The 17,810-nt window shown below is 57.5% G+C and carries 15 protein-coding genes; 8 read left to right on the top strand and 7 right to left on the bottom strand.

Annotation, left to right across the window (positions count from 1 at the left end):
- Nucleotides 1-42: 42 nt before the first annotated feature.
- The 4 genes from ACQK2Q_RS13815 to ACQK2Q_RS13830 all read left to right on the top strand — a co-directional run bounded on the left by ACQK2Q_RS13815 (nt 43) and on the right by ACQK2Q_RS13830 (nt 4,081).
- Nucleotides 43-729: a VPLPA-CTERM sorting domain-containing protein gene (locus ACQK2Q_RS13815; RefSeq protein WP_425410325.1), complete on the top strand. Its 687-nt coding sequence runs from the start codon at nt 43-45 to the stop codon at nt 727-729.
- 122 nt (nt 730-851) lie between these two features.
- Nucleotides 852-1,694: a tryptophan synthase subunit alpha gene (gene trpA / locus ACQK2Q_RS13820; RefSeq protein WP_425410326.1), complete on the top strand. Its 843-nt coding sequence runs from the start codon at nt 852-854 to the stop codon at nt 1,692-1,694.
- A gap of 48 nt (nt 1,695-1,742) precedes the next feature.
- On the top strand, nt 1,743-2,747 hold the full coding sequence (gene accD / locus ACQK2Q_RS13825) for an acetyl-CoA carboxylase, carboxyltransferase subunit beta (RefSeq protein ID WP_425410327.1): 1,005 nt from the start codon (nt 1,743-1,745) through the stop codon (nt 2,745-2,747).
- Nucleotides 2,748-2,782: 35 nt separating this feature from the next.
- On the top strand, nt 2,783-4,081 hold the full coding sequence (locus ACQK2Q_RS13830; protein ID WP_425410328.1) for a bifunctional folylpolyglutamate synthase/dihydrofolate synthase: 1,299 nt from the start codon (nt 2,783-2,785) through the stop codon (nt 4,079-4,081).
- On the opposite strand, the gene trxA is transcribed toward ACQK2Q_RS13830, so the two are convergent.
- The 6 genes from trxA to tsaE form a co-directional block, all read right to left on the bottom strand.
- Nucleotides 4,078-4,413: a thioredoxin gene (trxA, locus tag ACQK2Q_RS13835; protein WP_425410329.1), complete on the bottom strand. Its 336-nt coding sequence runs from the start codon at nt 4,411-4,413 to the stop codon at nt 4,078-4,080. The two genes, ACQK2Q_RS13830 and trxA, sit on opposite strands and share 4 nt — an antisense overlap.
- A 64-nt stretch (nt 4,414-4,477) precedes the next feature.
- Entirely contained in the window at nt 4,478-7,960 is a 3,483-nt protein-coding gene (gene addA / locus ACQK2Q_RS13840; protein ID WP_425410330.1) for a double-strand break repair helicase AddA, read from the bottom strand.
- Nucleotides 7,957-10,962, bottom strand: coding sequence for a double-strand break repair protein AddB (gene addB, locus ACQK2Q_RS13845; RefSeq protein ID WP_425410331.1), 3,006 nt, complete (start codon nt 10,960-10,962; stop codon nt 7,957-7,959). Before addB ends, addA begins: the two co-directional genes overlap by 4 nt.
- The gene (locus ACQK2Q_RS13850; RefSeq protein WP_425410332.1) at nt 10,962-11,687 is read right to left on the bottom strand and encodes a nucleotidyltransferase family protein; all 726 of its coding nucleotides are present in this window, start codon (nt 11,685-11,687) and stop codon (nt 10,962-10,964) included. Before ACQK2Q_RS13850 ends, addB begins: the two co-directional genes overlap by 1 nt.
- Nucleotides 11,684-12,766, bottom strand: a complete 1,083-nt coding sequence (locus ACQK2Q_RS13855) for an aminoglycoside phosphotransferase family protein (protein WP_425410333.1) — start codon at nt 12,764-12,766, stop codon at nt 11,684-11,686. Before ACQK2Q_RS13855 ends, ACQK2Q_RS13850 begins: the two co-directional genes overlap by 4 nt.
- Before the next feature lie 11 nt (nt 12,767-12,777).
- Nucleotides 12,778-13,242: a tRNA (adenosine(37)-N6)-threonylcarbamoyltransferase complex ATPase subunit type 1 TsaE gene (gene tsaE, locus ACQK2Q_RS13860; RefSeq protein ID WP_425410334.1), complete on the bottom strand. Its 465-nt coding sequence runs from the start codon at nt 13,240-13,242 to the stop codon at nt 12,778-12,780.
- Nucleotides 13,243-13,356: 114 nt separating this feature from the next.
- Here tsaE and ACQK2Q_RS13865 point away from each other — a divergent pair, with 114 nt between their 5' ends.
- The gene (locus ACQK2Q_RS13865; RefSeq protein ID WP_425410335.1) at nt 13,357-13,677 is read left to right on the top strand and encodes a 2Fe-2S iron-sulfur cluster-binding protein; all 321 of its coding nucleotides are present in this window, start codon (nt 13,357-13,359) and stop codon (nt 13,675-13,677) included.
- A gap of 57 nt (nt 13,678-13,734) precedes the next feature.
- Nucleotides 13,735-14,187, top strand: a complete 453-nt coding sequence (locus ACQK2Q_RS13870; protein WP_425410336.1) for an MmcB family DNA repair protein — start codon at nt 13,735-13,737, stop codon at nt 14,185-14,187.
- A gap of 2 nt (nt 14,188-14,189) precedes the next feature.
- On the opposite strand, the gene ACQK2Q_RS13875 is transcribed toward ACQK2Q_RS13870, so the two are convergent.
- Nucleotides 14,190-15,389 carry a PQQ-dependent sugar dehydrogenase gene (locus tag ACQK2Q_RS13875; protein ID WP_425410337.1) on the bottom strand — a complete coding sequence of 400 codons (1,200 nt, stop codon included), beginning with the start codon at nt 15,387-15,389 and terminating at the stop codon, nt 14,190-14,192.
- 132 nt (nt 15,390-15,521) lie between these two features.
- Between ACQK2Q_RS13875 and ACQK2Q_RS13880 the strand changes: the two genes are divergently transcribed.
- Both ACQK2Q_RS13880 and ACQK2Q_RS13885 read left to right on the top strand, forming a co-directional pair.
- The gene (locus ACQK2Q_RS13880; protein WP_425410338.1) at nt 15,522-15,956 is read left to right on the top strand and encodes a hypothetical protein; all 435 of its coding nucleotides are present in this window, start codon (nt 15,522-15,524) and stop codon (nt 15,954-15,956) included.
- 22 nt (nt 15,957-15,978) lie between these two features.
- Nucleotides 15,979-17,733 carry a DUF885 domain-containing protein gene (locus ACQK2Q_RS13885; protein WP_425410339.1) on the top strand — a complete coding sequence of 585 codons (1,755 nt, stop codon included), beginning with the start codon at nt 15,979-15,981 and terminating at the stop codon, nt 17,731-17,733.
- Nucleotides 17,734-17,810: the final 77 nt, after the last annotated feature.

Raw genomic sequence — 17,810 nt, forward strand, 5'->3', positions numbered from 1 at the left:
AATTTATCTTGATCAGGCGTTGTTGTGTTTGGGGTATGAGTTATGAAACGCGTAGTGTCTTCCATCATCGCTGTCTTGTTCAGCGCCGGCGCCGCACAGGCCGCGCCAGTCACTATCGACTTTGAAAGCCTTTCCGCCGGCGATCTTGTGAGTACGCAATTTGCGGGCGTCACCATCTCCGGTGCGCGCAACGGCGCTCCCATGGGTTCGCCGAATGCAGCGATGGTTTTCGATACGGACAATCCGACAGGTAACGATAGCGACCTCGCAGCGCCGTTCGATAACCCGACGACGGGTCCTGTCGAAATGCTCATGCCGGGCAATGTCCTGATTGTTTCGACTGATGATAACGCATCCGATCCGGACGATGCTGCGGGCGGCGGCATGCTGTCGTTCCTTTTCGATCAGGCCGTCACGATTTTCAGCCTCAACGCTTTCGATATCAACGGCTCCGAAAGCATCACCTTTGACTTTTTCGATGTGAACGATGTGCTGATTACATCTATATCCAACGGCATGGTGACAACCGGCGACAATGAGTTTCTCGGGTTCAATTTCAATATTGCCGGAGTCGCCCGGCTCGCAATAACGCTGTCCGGTTCGGGCGCGATTGATGATTTGGTCTATGAGGTCGAGGAAGTGCCGGTTCCGGCCGCCTTGCCGCTGCTCTTGTCCGGTTTGGCTGGGCTTGGCTTCGCCTCTCGCCGGAAGAAATCCAAAACCGCCTAGCGGCAAAAAATCCTCAGAAATATGAAAACGCCCCGGAAAGCCGGGGCGTTTTTTTGCTCGGGCGATGTTTGCTTTCCCACGCAGGCGCGCTAGGCAAGCCGTCCCTTGTTCTCCGGAAAGACATGTCCCGCATCAACGCCCTTTTCACCCGGCTGAAAACAGAAAACCGCGCTGCATTCGTCCCTTACATTATGGGCGGTGACCCGGATTACGCGACATCGATGGATCTGTTGAAAAGAATGCCGGGCGCGGGCGCTGACATGATTGAACTGGGCGTACCTTTCACCGACCCCATGGCGGACGGCCCGGCGATTGAAGCGGCGGGCCTGCGGGCCTTGAAAGCCGGACAAACCCTCGCCAAAACCCTTGAAATGGTTCGTTCATTTCGGACTGAAGACGATCAAACGCCTGTCGTCCTGATGGGCTATTACAACCCTTTTTACGCTTATGGGCCGGAAAAATTCGTGACGGACGCCGTCGCCGCCGGCGTCGATGGTCTGATCATTGTCGATTTACCGGCGGAAGAAGACGCGGAGCTGTGTGCGCCCGCAAGGGCTCAAGGCGTTGATTTCATCCGCCTGACAACGCCCACCACCGATGATAACCGCCTGCCCGCCGTCATCAAAAACAGTTCCGGTTTCGTATATTATGTCTCTATCGCCGGGGTCACCGGCAAGGCGAGCGGCGATACGGCCGCTGTGGCGGCCGCGCTCGCCCGCATTAAAAAGGCGTCCTGCTTGCCTGTAGCGGTCGGTTTCGGGGTCAAAACGGCTGAAACGGCGCGCGAATTCGCCAAATTCGCCGATGCTGTGGTAGTGGGTTCGGCTCTCGTGAGCGAACTTGCGAAGGCGCGCGGAACACAAGGCCTTGAAGCGCGCCCCGGCGAGGCGGATAATGGCGTTAACGCGGTCTTGAAGCTGGCGGCGGATATTTCGGGGGCGATCCGCGCCGCACGCCGATCCTGATGTCCGGTTTGGGCTGACCGTAACCGAAGTAAACAAAGTGAGTGGGAAATGAGTTGGCTGTCGAACATTCCTCCAGGCATTAAAAACATCTTCAACCGGAAAGATGACGGCTCCGACGCATTATGGACCAAATGCGGCGGCTGCGGCGAGATGATTTTCCAGCGCGATCTCGACGCCGCCAATCAGGTCTGCCCGTCCTGCGACCATCATTTGGCGATCGGCCCGGCGGAACGGCTGGCGCTCATCTTTGATAATGGCGCTTATGAAGAAATCGAGCTGCCTGAACCGGTGACCGATCCTTTGAAGTTCCGCGATGAAAAACGCTACACGGACCGGTTAAAAGAAAACCGCCGCAAGACCGGCCAGCAGGACGCGATGATGGCCGCTTACGGAACGATTGACGGCGCTGGCGTTGTGGCGACCGTACAGAACTTTAAATTTATGGGCGGCTCCATGGGCATGGCGCTTGGCGAAGCGATGCTAAAGGCCGCCGAAGAAGCGGTGTCGCGTAATGCGCCGCTGGTTGTATTCGCGGCGTCCGGCGGGGCGCGCATGCAGGAAGGCATCCTGTCGCTGATGCAGATGCCGCGCACGACGATCGCTGTACAAATGGTCAAGGAAGCGGGCCTGCCTTATATTGTCGTTCTCACAAACCCGACCACGGGCGGCGTGACAGCCTCTTACGCGATGCTGGGCGATGTAAATCTCGCCGAGCCAGGCGCCCTGATTTGTTTCGCCGGCCCTCGCGTTATTGAGCAGACCATTCGCGAAAAACTGCCCGAAGGTTTTCAGCGCGCTGAATTCCTCGAAGAAAAAGGCATGGTCGATATGGTCGTGCGGCGCGCTGAAATGAAAGAAACGCTGTCACGGCTTATCCGCGTTCTCATCAAGGAACGCCGACAGGCCGCGCCTGCGAAAACGCCGGTTGTATCAGTTGAAAACCCGGCCATCGCTGCTGAAAAGCCCGCCAACACCGCCAAACCGGCGGCATTGGAAAAATCGAAAAAGACTGTTTCTGAAAGCCAGCCAAAACTGGATAAGGCCGCAGAATAAATACGGCGAACGCCAACCTATTGGGAATTAATCGCTTGAGCGACATTGAAACGGTTCTCGCGCGCATCGCGAACCGGCGGCCCGTCATTATCGATCTTTCACTCGACCGGATTCGCGCCGCGCTTTCGCGCCTTGGCGATCCGCACAAGAAACTGCCGCCTGTTTTTCATGTAGCCGGCACGAACGGCAAAGGCTCCACTGTCGCCTTTATTCGCGCGATCCTCGAACAGGCGGGGAATGACGTTCATGCATACACCTCGCCGCATCTTGTCAGGTTTAACGAAAGAATTGTTGTCGCCGGCAACGAGATTAGCGACGCCGCGCTGATCGATGCGCTGGAACGCGTCGATTCGGCCATGGGCGAAGACATGCTCACTTACTTTGAGACGACAACCTGCGCCGCGCTACTCGCTTTTTCCGAAATATCGGCCGATTACGCAGTTGTCGAAGTCGGCCTCGGCGGACGGCTCGACGCCACAAACGTTTTTGACAATATCGCCGCTGCTGTCGTTACGCCGGTTGATCTCGATCACCAGCAATTTCTTGGCGAGACTATAGCCGGGATCGCTGCAGAAAAAGCCGGTATTTTCAGACGAGGCGCTCCCGCTGTCATCGCCCCGCAATCGGCTGAAGCCATGGCCGCACTGCAGCACTGCGCACGCCGGACCGGAGCGCGGATCTTTGCTTTCGCAGAGCAATGGAGCGCATGGTCCGAACACGGACGGCTGATCTATCAGGATGATGCCGGTTTATGCGATCTTGACATGCCGCGAATGCAGGGCGCGCATCAGATCGAAAACGCCGGCGCGGCTATTGCGGCGATACGGGCCGCGGGGTTGCAAGTTGATGACAGCATCATTTCAAAAGGTCTTGTCGCCGCCAGCTGGCCCGCGCGTCTGCAGCGGCTTACGATTGGCCCCCTTGTGGAAACAGCCAACGCCGCCTTTGGCGCTGAAATCGAAATCTGGCTGGACGGCGGTCACAACCCGCATGCGGGCCGCGCGATTGCACGGGTCATGGCGGACTTGGAAGCGCGCAATTCAAGGCCGCTCGTGATGATTTCCGGAATGCAGGCGAACAAGGATGCGAAAGGTTATTTCTCTTCTTTCAACGGCCTTGCAGCCCATGTCTATTGCGTCGCCGCTGCACATGACGGCGTCATGGCGCCGGACGACGTCATGAACGCCGCCAGGCAAGCGGGTCTGAAAGCCAAAAGCTGCGCCTCTATCGAAGAGGCCGTCATTTCTGCAGCGGAAGACACAAAAGAACCGCCGAGATTATTAATCAGCGGTTCTTTGTATCTCGCCGGAGAAATTCTGCGGTCAAACAGTTAAGCGGCGGCTTCTTTCAGCACTTCATCCACCCATGCCGCAAGCTGGCTTTTAGGCGCCGCGCCAACGCGAGTCGCCACATGTTCGCCGCCGGAAAAAATCATCAAGGTCGGAATACCGCGCACGCCGTACTTTCCGGGCGTTTCGGGATTTTCATCAATATTGACCTTGGCGATAGTGATCTTGCCTTCATACTCGCTTGCGATTTCTTCCAGCGCCGGGGCGATCTGCTTGCACGGGCCGCACCATTCAGCCCAGAAATCAATAAGAACGGTGTCGCCGGAATTGATAACTTCTTCGGAAAAGCTTGCGTCGGTGACGGTTTTTACGGCCATGATTGGATACTCCTGATGCCAGGCTTGATGCTGAAAAGTGAAGATAAACCGAACTTGCCCGGTTTCAACCCGTCAGTTGATGTTGTGCAGCCGCCTTGTCGAGCATGTTATCGGGAATCAACATTAACCGTGCGTCATATGTCCACAAAAGCGCGCAGACCACCTCACGATCAGGATAGATTTTCTGAAGCAAGGCGCGGTAGGCCGCCATTTGCGCCACATAGGAAAAATCAATGTCGCCAACATTCTTCGGCGGCGGGCGGTTGGTTTTATAGTCCACAACAAAAACCTTTGACGCCGTCACGGCGAGACGATCAATCTGGCCGCTGATTTTCCTTGATGAAGACTGACCGCCAAGCTCGCCCGCAACGGGAACTTCCGCCATGGAGTCCGGCATAAAAACTTCTGCAAACGCCGGATCGCTCAGGACTGTCAACACCTCATCGCGCCAGCGTGCGCGCTCGTCAGCCTCAACATCGCCTGCGAGCCGCGCCAGTAACTTATCCGCCGCTTTTGAGCGCGCATCCGGCGTAACATCCGGCAATAATTCCAGAAGCCTGTGTAATATCCGTCCACGGAAATATTTATCGCGGCTGCGCAACGGAGAATAGGATGCATCGCCTTCGCCAGCGCCCCATTCGTTTTCTTCCCCGCCGAGCTTTGACGGCGTCAAGCGTGTTTGCGCCTTTTCCTGGGGGGCGTGCGCGAACATCCATTCGGGCGCTTCCGGCTGAAACGTCTCAGCTGTTTCATCATCTGCTGACAGTGGAGCCGTTTGCGCGCAGCTAAGCCTCTGGACAGCGCCGCCGCCATTTTCCCAAAATTCGCTTGCGCCCGTCTCAACATAATCAAGCCGGGCAAAGGCGTCTTCCGCAAGAGCGTGCCAGGTTTTTTGATTGACCGGCTTGCCGTGCGGGTCCTTGTTTCGACCGCTTTCCACGCCGCATATATACAGCCGGTCTCGCGCGCGCGTTGCGGCTACGTAAAAAAGCCGCCGATATTCTTCGTATTTGTTGCGCGCCATAGCGGCGCGGGCGTCAGCTGTCGCTTCGACATCATTCGCCTTAGGGCCAGTCAGTATACCAATCGATGATGCAGAATCATCATCGCCCATCTCAACATCAATAATTGGCCCAATATTGTTGAGACTGACTTCGCGGTGCGCATCAAGAAGAAAAACAATTTCCGCTTCCAGGCCTTTAGCGCCATGGACGGTCATAACGCGAACGGCGTCGTCCTGCCGCTCCATCTCGCGTTTGATTTCCGTGGCGGCGTGATCGAACCAGGCGATGAAATTGCGCAAACTGCGCGGGTTGGCGTTTTCAAAGTCAATCGCCTGGCGCAAAAGCTCATCTATGGCGTCGCTATGCGCCTTGCCCATACGATCAAAGAATCGCTTTCGGCCAGACGGGCTCCCCGCCGCCAGAACGGTGCTGAAAAAAGCGAATGGCCCTTCTTCCGCCGCCACGATACGCGCTGCACTAAGTTCTTCCGCCGCCTTTGACCATCGCGCTTGCTCGCAGGCGCGCCGTCTCAATGCGCCCCATAAAGTTTCACTTTTGCCCCGCTCGTGCGCCAGCGGGAAGAGATCTTCGTCATCGCCAAAACCGAAAAGCGGGCTTTTTAAAACTTCCGCAAGGGAGAGGTCGTCTGATGGGCAAAGCGCAAAACGCGCAAAGGAGATCAGGTCTTCAACCGCCGGATCTTCATTCAGTTTCAAACGGTCCGGTCCGGCAACAGGAACGCCCGCAGCCGACAGGCTGCGGATAATCTGTGAAAACAGGGCGCCACGGCTTTGCACCAAAATCAGAACGTCCCCTGGACGCACGGCGCGGGATTTTGATTCCAGTCGCTCGCCTTTTTCAAGCCAGTCTCTGAGCGTTGCCGCAATACGCTCGCAAAGCACCTGCACCGGATGATTGCCCGACGGTGCATCCACCGGCGCATCCCAAGGGTTAACCTCGAATTTTTCTGGCAAGGGCGTCAGCGGCCAAAGCTCCACCAGTCCGGCATGACCTTCTCGAAAAACGCCATGCGCAAGTTTTACATCGCCCAGCCCTTCCCGCGCTTCAACGTCGGCGAATGCAGCGTCTACAAAGGACAGCACCGGCGCCGTTGTTCGAAATGACAAATCGAGCGGCAGGCTTTCGAACGCGGTAACCTGCGCCAGACGCGCGCCAAGGTCCACTTCCTTTTGTTTGAAAAGCGCAACATCGGCGCCCTGAAATGAATAGATCGATTGCTTAAGATCGCCGACCGCAAAAAAACTGCGCGGTTCCGGCCTCGCACCGGCGCCGCTGAAAAATTCCTCAAACAAGCTTTCGATCACCGCCCATTGATCCGGGCTCGTATCCTGCGCCTCATCGACTAAAATATGATCGACGCCGTAATCGAGCTTGTACATAATCCACGCGCTCTCAACGCGATGAAACAGCGCTCGCGCGCGCAAGACTAGGTCGTTAAAATCAAGTGCGGCGCGCGCGGCTTTGCCGTCTTCATAATATTTGCGCAACCGTGCGGATAGCCGCCAGAACGCGGCGGTGTCATGATAAATATCAATCGCCTTTACCTGTTGAATGGTTTCAAACAACCTTTCGCTTAAATCATCCACGAAAGGCCTGACCCAGGGATCAATCTTGTCAGTCGCCGCGGAAGCGATTCGGGCGCGCGGTTTTGACTTATCCGAAGTCAGGAGGAATGCCTCCAGCGCCGCCCATTTTTCAGCGCTTTCAGTCGTTGAAAAATACGGCGCCAGACGTTGTGCTGCTTCTTTTGGCTGCTTTCCGTCCGCGGCCAGCCCTTCCATGGCGCGTTTCAACTCAGCGTCCACCAACGCATCCAGGAAAGCGTTTTTGATTTTTTCCGGATCGGTTTCGCCGAAAGCGCCGAGCCGCCGCGCCATGTTTTCAAGCGCGCTTTCCAGTTCATTTTGATGCGGGGCGCGCTTTACAGCGCCATCGGTCAACAGGGCGCGCAACTGGTCTTCCAATCGCTCGACGCTCAACCGGTCAAAGGCGGCCGCGAGGCCGGGATCGGCGCTTGCGTCGCACGCCAGCCGGTCCAGCGATTGATGCATGAGTTCCGCCGCCGCCGCGTCTTCAATGACGGTAAAGCCGGGCGGGGCGCCCGCCTCCAGCGGAAACCGCCGCAAGACGCTCTCGCAAAATGAGTGAATCGTCTGGATTTTTAGCCCGCCCGGCGTTTCCAAAGCGCGAGCGAACAATCGGCGCGCTTTTGCCAGCGCCGCGGGATCGCGAGGCGTGTCTTCACCCTCCAGCTCATTAAGCGCCTCCGTTAATGTCTCATCGCTGGCGAGCGCCCATTTGCCGAGCACGGAGAAAAGGCGGTCGGCCATTTCCGCCGCCGCCGCTTTTGTAAATGTAATGCACAAAATTTTCTGTGGCGGCGTATCGGCAAGCAGGAGACGCGCAACGCGGTTCGTCAAAACGCGGGTTTTGCCTGACCCTGCGTTCGCCATGACGAAAGCCGACCGTATGGGTGCGGCGGCGCGGCGCTGACTGTTTTGCGTTTTTTCGAGCGCGTTCACAGATTGTCTCCCGCCCCGTCATCGCCGTGAGCTTCGCGCTCGCGGCGGCGGGCAAGATGGTCATACGCGCCAAAACGGTTGGCGTATTGCGGGCGCGGCTGGGATGGATAACCCGCAGCCGGATCGGCGAAGTGACGAAGTATTGAAAACAGCCCATCGCGGGTTTCATCCATAAGCCGCCGCGCTTCGTCGCCGGTGAGATTGGCGGTTCTGTCTTTTTGCGTGCGCCCGCCAAGCACGCGCAAAAATTCAAAGCCGGCGACCCGCGCCGCGCCAATGTCGCCAAATCCGCCTTTCTCGACAATCAAGCCGGTAAGCGGCAACTGCGGACTGAACATAGCTTTTTGCTGCTCAAGGCTTGGCGGCGCGCCAGTTTTGTAATCGATAATGTAAGCGCCGCCTTCCGTCAGGACATCAATACGATCAGCGCGCGCGCTAAGACGGAACTGCTTATCATCCAGCGCGAAAATCCAGGCGCCTTTCCCTTCCAGCACGGCGGGGACACCTAACGCCGCGCGTTCCGCAAACCAGTCTTCCAGCCGGTCGAAAGCCGCATCGATCTGTCTGATGCGAAATCGTAATGCGGTCGCATCGAGACCAAAATCGCTTGCATGTTTGTTGAAGAGCTCTCGCAGTCTTGTTTGAAAATTCGCAGCGCCGTCCCCCCCATGTTCGCGCGCGAACAGTTCAAGTATCAGATGGAAAAGATTTCCCAGATATCGCGGCCCGAACGCCTCGCCGAGCGGATCGAGCGGATCGAGGCGCAGCACCTTGCTGGCGTAAAGCGCATAAGGATCGCGCAGCAGCGTCTCGATTTGCGTCACAGAAAGAGATTGCGGTCTCGCCGCTACGGGCGGCGTTGGAAATGGCGCGGCAATGCGCGTCGCCGGTTGCGGCCGGTCGAGCGAATCGGCGAGACCTTCCCAATAGCGCGCCTGGTAGACGTTTTCAGCAGCCTCCGCGCCTTCGAGTATATTCTTTAGACGGATAATCCAGCGCGACGGCTTTGTCGGCTTGCCGGCAGCGCGCGTCGAACGCGTCAGCAGGACGTCGCCCATTGAGGTCAGTTGCGCAAAATCATGTGCGGCGAGCCCGATACGCCGCTCCGGCGAGGGAAGCCCAAGCTTTTCACGCATGGGCCGTGAGAGAAATGGATCGGTGACAGCATCGTGCGGCCAGACGCCTTCATTAAGTCCGCCGAGAATCACCACATCTGCGGTTTGCATGCGCGCCTCGAGCGGACCGAGAATCGCGATACGCGGATGGGCCGGCATACGGCGGCGGACAATGCCGCCCGCTATCAAGCGCGTAAATATATCCGCATATTCTTCTGCGCGGTCCTGAACAATCAGCGAAAGCGAGGGTTCAATTTGCGCAAGCAGTGCGGCGCCGGCCTCGCCGTCATCGCCGCGCCAAAGCCTTTTGTCACCCGGCGCTTCGGCCAGCGCGCATAGCTGTTCCGCCGCCGCAAGGTGAGCATGAAACCTCTCTGCAAACGAACCCTCAGTTTCCGGCCAGAGCGCCGCCGCCGTCTCAAGCGCCGACAATAGCGTTTCCAGGCTTTCGCCGCCGGATAATGCAGGATCGAGTTTTCGCCGCAAGCCCGCGACGCCCGGGCCCGGTTTCAGACCGCGCAATCCGCGATCGAATAGACGCCGGACACGCGGTAATTCCTGCAGTGACAATCCGCCCCCGAACAAGGGATGATCAATCAGCGCCATCAATCGCACCGGGTCGGACACGGCCCCCAGCCAATCAGCGACGAGGCGTAAAAAAACGCCGCACTGGGTATTCGCAAACGGAGAGCCGGCGGAATCGTCTATATTGACGTCCCATCGGCGCATCTTGAGCGCGACGCGCCGCGCCAAGTCACGGTTCGGCGTGACCAGCATTACAGTGCGGTCAGGCGTTTCAATCGTTTCGCGTATTTTTAACGCAATGACGCCCGCTTCGCGTTCTTCATCACTCGCCTCGACCAGCGCCAACCCTCTTGTTGCTTCATCCATCGAGGCTTTCGCAGCCTTTGCTTCAGCCGCCCAGTCCCGCCATTCGTCAGAGGCGCCGGCCGGGCGCAACGCAACGGTGACAATATCCGCTCTCGGGTTTTTCTGTGTCACGCTGGAAACCGGCCAGGGCCTTACCTGTTCACGCGTTAACTCTAAACTTTCAATCAACGCTTTAAGCCCGCTTTGCGGATGCGGTTCATCAACAGAATTCCACACAGACGCCGGCGCATCCAGGTCGAGCCCAGGCAACACGACGGCCCCGGCGGGAAGCCTCGAAACCACGCCCATCATACGCGCCACCGCCGGCGCCGACCCGGTCGTGCCAGCGATGATTACAGGGTTTCGCGGCGGGTTTTCACGCCAGCGCCGCGTCTGGCGTTCAATCAGCGCCACACGGCGCGCCGCGGGATCGGAAAGATCCTGCGCTTTCAAAATTTCCGGCCATTCAGCCGTAATAAGCGACAAGAACTCAAGGGAATCGCGCCAATGTCGAGCCAGTTCTTCCGGCACAACGCCGCCTAAACGATCCGCCGAAATTTCTTCTGTATAAAGAGAGTCCAGCAGTTTGCCAAGTTCATCCGCCGCAGAAATCGCGCCGGCCCATCGCCGCTGGCCCTGAAAATATGCCTTGTCACGCTCAGCGACAAGACGCGCGAGAGTCAGCCGGCGGTGCTCGGTCGAAATGGGCGGAGACAAATCAGCTTCATCCTCGGCGCCGCCGCTGAAAACAACAAATTCATCTTCATCGATATCGCCAAGGGCGCGAATGCGCGGCGCCAGAACCGCGCGGGGGCTGCTGATTTCAACGAAGGCTTCGCCAAGGGCGCGCATCGCCCGGCGCGTCGGCAGATAGATCGTGACATCCGGCAGTTGGAAACCGTTCTTTGCAGCCGTTGATGCGACGCCGTCCGCAAGATCTTTTAGGAACGCCCGGCCGGGCGCGATAGAAAAAACCCGGGGCGCCGGCCCATCGAAAATATCTCCTGTCTGAACCATCAGGCCGGCGGCGCCGCGCCAAGCCGACGTTCCGCCGCTGAAAGGCCGGCCGGATCGCCCACATGCAGCCAGTCGCCTTCATAGACAACGCCAAATAGACGATTGTTTTCTGCAGCCATATCCCACAGGACTCGCGTCGAAAAAGCGCCGGACGGCCCCTTGTCAATGAGCGTTGGCGCAATGATCTGCAAGCCTGTGAAAACGAACGGCGCGTGATCGCCCGATCGCAACGAGATTTCGCCAGTGTCGCTGCGATCAAAATCCCCGTATCCGTCATACCCGCTTGTGCGTTCACTCGGAACCAACAGCAATAATGCGTCCATGCGGGTGCTGTCCCATTGATCAGCAAGTGCGGCGCAAGCCTCTTTACCGTCGCCATCAATCAGGATCGCATCGGTGTTGGTGCAAAATACCGGCGCTTCGCCAAGCAGCGATCTCGCCTTTTTAAGCCCGCCGCCTGTCTCCAGCAGCGTTGCGCGCTCATCGGATATAACAATTTCTGGCGTCTCCACGTTGCTCATCGTCGCTTCCACCTGATCAGCGAGATGATGCACATTGACAATCGCGCGCGCAACGCCTGCGCCTGCAAAGCGTTCAAGCGCATAATTTATGAGCGGTTTACCGGCGACCGGAATAAGCGGCTTTGGCGTTTCATCCGTCAACGGACGCATGCGTGTGCCAAGACCAGCGGCGAGCACCATGGCGGTTTGCGGCATTTCAGTCATGACGACCATTCCGGAAAGTGTTTTTTCATGAACTCAGCGAGCGCGCCCATGGGCTCGCGTTTCAAATCATCGCGAAAATGCGCCTCCACCCGGGGCAGCAGGTCGAGATAACGCGGCTTGTTATCCCGCTTCGCCAGCCGTGCAAAAATACCAAGTATTTTAGCATTTCTCTGCGCCGCAAGGATAGCGTAGTCACGCTCGAACTCCCCCCTGTCGACCCCTTCGCCCGTGCGGTCATAATAACGGCTTAACATGGCGTTCGCCAGTTCCGGACTGACATCGCGGCGCGCATCTTCCAGCAGCGATGCAATGTCGTAAGCAGCATGGCCGAAGAGCGCGTCCTGGAAATCGATAATACCGACGCGAGCGTCAGCTTTTCTGTCCGGCAGCCACAACAGGTTTTCCGCGTGATAGTCGCGCAGCACTGGCGCATGCGGCGCCGAAAGCGCGCCGAAAGCCTCGCGCCAGAGTTGTATATATTCACTGCACTGATCGTCACTGGCGGACGCGTTTTTTTTCAGCGGCCAATACCATTGCAACAGCAACATGACTTCAGCCTCGAGCGCGAGCGCGTCATAGTCAAGCATCTGAAATCCGGGTGCGGCGGGCGGACTGACGCCGCCGAGATGCAAATGCGCCAGAGCGTCGATCGCTGCAGAATAAAGCGTTGTTTCATCTATATCGCCAGCGACCCGCGCAAACAGATCGTCGCCGAGATCTTCAATGAGCGCGAAACCTGACTGCGCATCGGCGCTGTAGACTTCCGGCGCAGACAGACCTGTCTGGCGCAACATGTTCGATACACTCGTGAAAGCATTGAGATTCGGCCCGGCCAGCCGCGCCATGGCGTTATAGCCTAGCGTTCGGCGTTCCTGCTCGCTTGCCGCCGCCGGACAAGCCGCCTCCTCCGCGCCTGGCGGCGCGATCATCAGGATTGCCGGCAACCCATTTTTTTCGAGGCGTTCGTAACGCCGGCTTGACGCATCGCCCGCGAGCGGAGTTGCTTTTGCATCCGCCCAGCCGGCTTTGTCGAGAAACGCGAAACGCGCCTCATCAACTTTCATTTGTCCTGCATTCATGATCATTGCTTTTATATGATTCCTGCTGTTGAAAGACGGCGTTTCCACGATGGATCTGGATATAGCAGCGCGCGGCGTCCGCCGCCTGCGATCTCCAGCCGGATCAAAAGACCCTCTTCGCCGAGAACGCCTTCTACCCGCTCCGGCCATTCCATCAGGACGGCGCCGTTCTCAAGCGCTTCTTCCAATCCTAACTCCCACACATCCGCAGGTGTCTCCAGCCGGTAAAAATCAAAATGCCATAGTGGAAAAGCAGACGTCTCATACGTCTCCACGAATGTAAAAGTCGGGCTTGGCGCATCTGACACGCCTGCCAGCGCCCGGATTGCGCCGCGCGCCAGCATGGATTTTCCAGCGCCCAGATCGCCGGAAAGCCGGACGACGTCGCCGCCGCGCAAAACACCGGCTAGGCGCGCGCCAAGCGCCATTGTCGCCTGTTCGTCAGCAAGATCGATGGAAATTATCTCCGCCGTCACGAATTCCTGGTAGCGCCGCTAATCGCCGCGCCTCCTCAAATAGGACTTGCCCTCAGCCCATAAGCCTTTACATCCACGCATTGACTTTTCACAGACCAGATGACTTGAGAGCCGATGCCAAAAATCACCTATATCGAACATGACGGAACTGAACATACAATTGACGCCGAAGCCGGCATATCGGTCATGGAAGCGGCGGTGAAGAATATGGTGCCCGGCATTGACGCAGATTGCGGCGGCGCCTGTGCGTGCGCCACCTGTCATGTTTATGTGGATGAAACATGGCGGGAAAAGACCGGAAAGCCGGAATCGATGGAAGAATCGATGCTCGATTTCGCCGCCGAGCAAAAAGAAAACTCACGTCTCTCCTGCCAGATCAAGGTGAGCGACACGCTTGACGGCCTGGTTGTCCGCTTGCCTGAATTTCAGGGCTGAACGAATTCTCGCCGGCGCGGCCTTGACGACGCGTTCTTCACGTCGTTTCATGAACAAATGCAGAACATACTTTCCGCGCTCGAACCCGCACGCCCTGACCGCACCACTGCGCTGACCCGCGGCGTCACACGTCTGTTTCTGGATATGGGACTGAGCCCGCTGTGCGAATTTCGCCTCGCCAATGGCCGCCGCGCCGATGTTGCGGCCCTCGACCGGCGCGGGCGCGTGACCATCGTGGAAGTGAAATCATGCCGTGCTGATTTCGATGTAGATGAAAAATGGCCGGACTATCTTGAATTTTGCGACCGGTATTATTTCGCGGTCGACCCCAATTTTCCGCGTGATGTCTTGCCAAGCGCCGAAGGACTGATCATTGCTGACGAATACGGCGCGGTTATTTCCCGTATCGCTGAGGAGCGGCCGCTTGCGGCGGCGCGGCGCAAGGCCGTGACCTTGCGCTTTGCCCGGCAAGCGGCGCTAAGAGCGTTCGCGCCGCCCCTTTCAGCATAAAATTATTGCGGCGTGAGACGCAGCACCTCGCCAACCGGCGCGCCGCCCCGGTCTTCGGTCGTCACATAAATCGCGCCGTCCGGCCCAACGCTGACATCGCGGATGCGCGCTGCGCGATCCACAAGATAGCGTTCTTCTCCCGCCGGCTTGCCATTTTCTATCATGACGCGATGTAACGCGGTTCCGGCGAGCGCGCCGACCAGCAGATCGCCGTCCCAGTCAGCAAACATATCGCCGCGATAAACCGCCAGACCGGAGGGCGCAATTGACGGCGTCCAGTATTTTTCCGGCTGCTTTGTACCTTCATATTCCGTAAACGGCGTAATTTTCGCACCGTTGTAATCAATGCCGTATGTCGCTAGCGGCCAGCCGTAATTGGCGCCGGGCTCGATAATATTGATTTCATCGCCGCCGCGCGCCCCATGCTCTGTTTCCCACAAGATATCGCGCTCAGCGTCATAAGCGAACCCTTGCGCATTACGATGCCCTTTCGAATAAAGCTCCGGCAATGCGCCCTCGCCGAAATCAGGATTATCATCCGGGATTGATCCGTCTTCGTTCAGACGGACAACGGCGCCGAAACTTGTCGCCATATCCTGCGCTTTTTCCTTGTATCGAGAACCTTCGCCAAGCGTCAGATAAAGCTTGCCGTCGCCGCCCCAGACCATCCGGCCGCCAAAATGATGACCGGTGTCTTTCAATGGTTTGGCGTCGTATAAAACTTCAAGATCGCCAAGCGTTTCGCCGTCGAACGTCGCGCGCGCCACGCGTGTTGCGTTTTCGTCTCGGGTTCCGTGCGCATACGCCAGATAAAGCAACCGGTTTTCTGCAAAATTCGGATGCAGCAGCACATCGAAGAGGCCGCCCTGATTCCAGGCGAGCACTTCCGGAACGCCGCTCACAGGCTCTTCAACCAGTTCGCCATCGCGAATTATCCGTAGACGGCCTTCGCGTTCCGTCACCAGCATATCGCCGCCCGGCAGAAACGCCACAGACCAGGGATTGACCAGCCCTTCCGCAATCGTTTCCACAGATAGAGCGACATCACCCCGCGGCGCAGGTTCCGCCAGCGTTTCCTGCAGGCTGGCGTCGCCGCCGCCTTTCGCCTGACCGTTTGCTGCAGCGCCGCTTTCGCTGGCCGAGCATGAGGCCAGCGCCGCAGCGCAGCAGAAAAGGAAAAATGTGCGAGTGCTTCTTGGCATGGGCGGCGCCTTCCATTCAAAATTTAAATTTATCCAGATATGGGTAGGCGCAGCGACCATTCATCGTCAATATTGCGCCAAGAGGAAAAAGCTCACATTCTTGCAATGCGCGGGCTGGAAAGGCGGGGCGGCATGAACATCGTGAAACTGTTTATAGCGTATTTGACATCGGTAATTGCAGGTTATGCGCTAGCGGTTTTGTTTTATACGCAACAGGTGATCGCCAAACAGGCGGAAATTGGCGCTGTTTATACCCTGCCTCAGAAAGCCGATACTTTTTTTCAGAACCTTTCCGGACTTTGGGTGTATGCTTGCGTTATCGCGGCGACTTTTTTGATTGCCTTCGGCGTTGCATTCATCGTCAAACGCGCGCTCAAGCCGCTGGCGCCTTTTGCGTATCCAGCGGCGGGCGCAGCGGGTATGTTCGTCATGCTCATTTTAGTGGAACAGCAACTGGGCGGCGGAGCCGGCATAATCGGCGGCGCCCGCGATGCTTTCGGCGTCACGCTGCAATGTTTCGCGGGTTTAATTGGCGGCCTTGTCTTCGCCATGCTGCGCCCGCGCTAATTCTCAAGGAGACAAACCCCTCATGCTGGATATACGAAAATCGATAGCTTTTGCGCTTGCCGGCCTTTTGTGCGTGACGAATGCAAATGCGCAAACGGCGTCTGAACAATTGCAGTCCGTCATCGACGATCATTGGGCGTATACGCTTTCTGTAAACCCCGTCTTCGCCACCAGTCTCGGCGTGCGCGACTATGACGACCGCCTCGGCTCTGTTTCGCTGGAAAGCGCGGACAATGACGCCGCCAGGATGAAAGATTTTCTCGAGCGGCTTGAATCCATTGACCCCGATCAATTGTCGGATGACGAACGGCTGAATTACCGCCTGCTTCTTCTTGATGTCGGCAACGAGGTGGAGGCTGCGGAATTTGGCGGTAAATATCTCCTGATGAGCCATCGCTCCGGTCCTCACCGAACGCTCACCAGCCTACCGGACCGGGTCCCGTTCTTCTCGAAAGCCGATTATGAAAGTTATCTTTCAAGACTTGAAGACGGTCCGCGATATCTTGCTGAGGCTGCTGAGACATTGCGCGCCGGCGCCGAGGCCGGCTGGACGCAAGCCTGCGCGCCGATGGACGGCGCTGAAAACGCCATTCTCTATCATGTCGTTGACGACGCCGAAGACAGCGTCCTCATGAAGCCCTTCGAAACGAAACCGTCAACGATTTCAGACAATGACTGGCGGCGCATGAAAACGCGCGCTGAACGCCTTATAGAAAATGACGTTGTTCCCGCAATCGCAGCATTGGGGGAATTTTATGTGGAAGAATACGCCTCCGCCTGCCGTGATGAGGTCGGCGCCTCCGCTTTGCCTGATGGGGCAAACTATTATGCGTATCGCGCGCGCATGTTCACAACCACAGATCGCACGCCGCAGGAAATTCATGAACTCGGCCTCAGCGAAGTAGCGCGCATTCGCGCGGAAATGGATGAGGTCATCGAACAATCGGGTTTTGACGGCGACTTCAAAGCATTTCAGGAATTTTTGCGCACAGACCCGCAATTTTATGCAAAGACGCCGGAAGAACTGGTGGCGGCGACTTCTGTAATCGCCAAACAGGCGGACGGGGCTCTGCCTTTGTTGTTTACGAAATTGCCGCGCATGCCGTACACCGTGAAGCCTGTTCCGGCGGATATCGCGGAAGGCACAACCACCGCCTATTATGAGCGGCCCGCAGGCGACGGCAGCCGCGCTGGTATTTATCGCATTAATACATCGCTTCTCGACCAACGCCCGCTCTTTGAGCTTGAAGCCCTGTCATTGCACGAAGCCGTGCCGGGTCATCATTTTCAGATTGCGCTGTCACAGGAACTGACGCTGCCGGATTTTCGGAAATATGGCGGCTTCACGGCCTTCACCGAAGGTTGGGGACTTTACGCTGAAAGCCTCGGTCTGGACGCCGGCTTTTATGATGATCCGTATTCGAACTTCGGACGTTTGTCCTATGAGATGTGGCGCGCCTGCCGCCTGGTTGTTGATACGGGGCTGCACGCCAAAGGCTGGACAAAACAGCGAGCCGTGGATTTTATGGCCGAGAACACTGCGCTGTCGCTACATAATATCGAAGCGGAAGTGAACCGGTATATTGTCACTCCCGGTCAGGCGCTCGCTTATAAAATGGGTGAGTTGAAGATGAAAGAATTGCGTCAGCGCGCCAGCGACGCGCTTGGCGAAGATTTCGATCTTCGCCGGTTTCACGACGCCTTGCTGGAGAACGGCGCAGTGCCTTTGTCGGTTCTGGAAATGAATCTGGACGCATGGATCGCGGCTCAGGAATAAAGCCGCGCCGGAAATGAGCCTTGCGGGCGCGACCGCAAGGCTCTACAGCCTGACCTTCAAACTTTTTTGTCTTTAGA

Source organism: Hyphococcus sp., assembly GCF_965228385.1.
Classification (GTDB): Bacteria; Pseudomonadota; Alphaproteobacteria; order Caulobacterales; family Parvularculaceae; genus Hyphococcus.